This window comes from Mycobacterium sp. (genome assembly GCF_050701675.1).
GTDB lineage: Bacteria > Actinomycetota > Actinomycetes > Mycobacteriales > Mycobacteriaceae > Mycobacterium.
The window spans coordinates 1-3,517 of the sequence record NZ_JBOGDD010000388.1 but is presented as its reverse complement, the minus strand read 5'-3'; the positions used below and the strand labels follow the sequence as shown (position 1 = coordinate 3,517).

4 protein-coding genes are annotated in these 3,517 nt (G+C 64.7%); all 4 read right to left on the bottom strand.

Going from position 1 to position 3,517, the window contains the following annotated elements:
• The coding region (locus ACRDUX_RS11835; protein WP_526414080.1) for an aminotransferase class III-fold pyridoxal phosphate-dependent enzyme at positions 1 to 520 on the bottom strand (520 nt) is incomplete at its 3' end.
• A gap of 58 nt (positions 521 to 578) precedes the next feature.
• Positions 579 to 1,955, bottom strand: a complete 1,377-nt coding sequence (locus tag ACRDUX_RS11830; protein WP_526414078.1) for an NADP-dependent succinic semialdehyde dehydrogenase — start codon at positions 1,953 to 1,955, stop codon at positions 579 to 581.
• A gap of 70 nt (positions 1,956 to 2,025) precedes the next feature.
• Positions 2,026 to 2,685, bottom strand: coding sequence for a GntR family transcriptional regulator (locus ACRDUX_RS11825; protein WP_526414076.1), 660 nt, complete (start codon positions 2,683 to 2,685; stop codon positions 2,026 to 2,028).
• A 25-nt stretch (positions 2,686 to 2,710) separates the two neighbouring features.
• Positions 2,711 to 3,235, bottom strand: coding sequence for a VOC family protein (locus ACRDUX_RS11820; RefSeq protein WP_526414074.1), 525 nt, complete (start codon positions 3,233 to 3,235; stop codon positions 2,711 to 2,713).
• Positions 3,236 to 3,517 lie beyond the last annotated feature (282 nt).

Genomic DNA, 3,517 nt, shown 5'->3' with positions numbered 1-3,517 from the left:
AGGGCGACCGGTAGGCATTCGGCGTTGGCAGAGTGAGGTTGCCCGGCATCGGGGGTCCGTAGCCCCGGCGCCCAGCGCTGAACGTCGCCGAGGCCGCGCCGGAGGTCATGCCGTGCCAGGAGCGGTCGAAGGAGACGATCTCATAGTTGCCGGTGTACAGCTTCGCCATCTTGATGGCCGCCTCGTTCGACTCCGCTCCCGTACTCAACAAGAGCACCTTGGTCAGCTGCGGCGGCAGCGTCGCCGAGAGCCTCGTGGCGAGTTCAACCACCGGCACGCTGAGCATTCCGCTGTAGAGATGGTCGAGAGTGGCGACCGCCGTCGACACCGTGGACACGATGTCGGGATGCGAATGCCCAAGGATGGAGCTCATCTGCCCCGAGGTGAAGTCCAGGATGGCATTGTCGCCCTCGTCGTAGACGTAACTTCCCTTGGCCCGTTTGATGATTCGTGGCACGAATGACGCGCCGTAGCGGGCCACGTGTCGATCGGCGTCCCGCCAGAACTGCTCGCTGGCCACAACGCTCCTCTCGTCGGTCGGGTGTGCGTGCTCGACGAAGTCTGTCACTTGGTGACACTCACGCCTTCCACACCGTCTTGAGGTTGCAGAACTCGCGGATCCCCGCGGCGGCAAGCTCGCGGCCGTAACCGGAGTCCTTGACCCCGCCGAACGGCAACTCGGGATAGGACACCGTCATGCCGTTCAGGAACACTGCGCCGGCGTCGAGATGACGGATGAACCAATCCTGTTCTGCCGCTTCGCTGCTCCACACCGCCGAGCTCAGACCGAAGGTGGTCTGGTTGGCCACACGTGCCGCCTCGTCGCGATCGGCGACCCTGTACAGGGCGGCGACCGGCCCGAATGCCTCCTCCATCACCACTCGCATGTCGTCGGTGAGCCCGGCCAGCACGGTGGGCGAGTAGAACCAGCCGGGCCGGTCGGGCGCACCGCCGCCGGTGAGCACCTGGGCGCCCTTGGCCACTGCGTCATCGACCAGTTCGGCGAGGTCATCACGTCCCGATGCGGTAGCCAGCGGCCCGATGTCGGTGGCTTCGGCCAGCGGGTCGCCGACCACGAGTGCTTTCATCTTCGCCACGAACAGGCGGGCGAACTCGTCGTAGACATCGGTGTGCACGATGAAACGTTTTCCTGCGATGCAGGATTGGCCATTGTTGGAGGTCCTGGCCTTGACCGCGAACGTGGAGGCTTCGTCGAGATTCGCGCTGGGCATCACGATGAAGGGGTCGGAGCCACCCAGTTCGAGCACTGCCTTCTTGATCTGCTGACCGGCTGTAGCCGCCACGGAGCGCCCTGCCGGTTCCGAGCCGGTCAGGGTGACGGCCTTGACGCGGTCGTCGGAGATCACCGACGCGACCTCGGACGAGCCGATCAGCAACGTGCGGAACGAACCAGCCGGGAAGCCGCCCTTCTCGAACAGGTCGTCGAGGTACAGCGCAGACTGCGGCACATTCGAAGCGTGCTTGAGCAGTCCAGTGTTGCCGGCCATGAGCGCAGGTGCCGCGAACCGGATGACTTGCCACAGTGGGTAATTCCACGGCATCACCGCCAGCACCACACCGAGTGGCTGCCACACCGTCCAGGCCTGTGAGGCCGACACCGTTGAGGGATCGGCCAGTGGTTCGTCAGCGAGAAAGGACTCGGCGTGCTCGGCATAGAACCGCATGTTCTTCACGCACTTTCCCACCTCGGCGCGGGCCTGGCCGATGGGTTTTCCCATCTCAAGGGTGAGCATCCGGGCGACCTGCTCGACATCGGCCTCCATGATGTCCGCGGTGGCGTTCATCCATTCGGCCCGTTGTGCGAATGTCGTGTCCCGCAACGTGACAGCTGCCTCGGCGGCCTCGGCGATGCGCCGTGCCACCTCGGCGTTGTCGTGGGGTTCAAAGGATTCGACGGTCTCGCCCGTCGCCGGGTTCACGGTTGCGATTGTCATATGCTCGGGTTCTCCTTCGACGGGTTGGATGCAATCAGACGGGTTGGATGCAATCAATGGTTTCCCGCGCCTAGGAGAAGACCTCGGGATGGCGCGCGAGCTGCAACCGGGTACGGCGGATGTGGCCGAAGAGCACGCGCTCGGCCTCGTCGGGATCGTTCTCCCGGATCGCCGCCACCAGCATGTGGTGTTCGTCGTGCACGATCCGGTTGCTGTCGACGTCCAGCAGCCGGGTGAAGGCACGGCGGTAGTGCTGGGTGGCGTTCCACAGCCGTTCGACGGTTGGGCGCAGAAACGTCGTCTCTGCAGCGTGGTAGCTGCCGAGATGGAACTCTCGGTCCAACGCCAGGAAGTGCTCGACGTCGCGGGTGTTGCGCATCTCCTCTGCCAGCTCGGCAAGACGGTCGACGTCGGCAGGCGTCAGATGGGGCAGGCTGTAGCGCAACAGAAGTGGCTCGATCCGCTCGCGGACCTGATACAGCTCTGCGCATTCGTCGGCGCTCAGGCTGGCGATCCATGCTCCCGCGTTGGCCACCGTCGTGACGAGGCCCTCGGCCTCCAGGGTCCGCAGCGCCTCGCGGATCGGCACACGGCTGGCCCCGTACTGTGCGGCGAGTTCCTCTTGGCGCAGCCGGGTGCCTGGCGGATGGGCGCCGTGCAGAATCGCCGCGCGCAGCTCGTCGGCGACCCGCGCACCGGTGACACCGTCACGCACCTGGGGTTGCGCCATCTTGCCTCCGATCGGTGTTACCGCTTCACTGTGCCGGGGTGTTCGGGTTCCACAACAACACCTCGGCGTCCTTCTCGTAGTCTTTCCCGCCAGGGAAGCTCACCAGCTCGAACTGCATGCCCCAGGGACTGAGAAAGTACACCCATCGCTGGCCCTTGCTGGCGTTGCTACTGGCCGTCGGCTCACCGAGTACCCGAATGCCCTCGGCGCGAAGGTATTCGACGGCGGCATCGATGTCGTGGACGTAGAGCGCGAGGTGGTGTCCGCCGATATCGCTGTTGCGCGGAATGGGCGCCGCGCCGTCCGCCGGTTCGTACTCGAACACCTCGAAGTTGGCTCCCGTGCCGCACCGGTAGAAGTGCAGCTCCCGCATCACGGTGCGCGGGTGGACGTTGAGATGTTCACGCATCCAGTCGTCGTCGTGCTCGTACGGCCCCAGCGTATAGACGTGCGTGCAACCCAGAACCCGCACGAAGAAGTCGTGAGCTTGTTCTAGGTCGGGCACGGTGAAGCCGACGTGATCAGTGCCGACCAGACCTGGCAGTGCCATACAACCTCCCGAGTAGTGGATCCAATACCAGCCACAGTAGTCCACGTCCGTGCGGTTTTGTCGCTAATACTAGCCAAAGTGGATCCAATCGGCGTAAGTTTGCCGAGACCGGATCGCTGCCGCAGGTCGCTCGCGGTCAACGGAAGTAGGGGACATGCCACGCGAAGAACGCCTCGAGACCGGCTCCGCCTGGATCGAACTGTCGACCACCGACGACGACTGGAAAGCCGCTCCCCCGCAGCTTCTGGGCACCATGCTCGCCGAACTGCACCTCATTCGCGC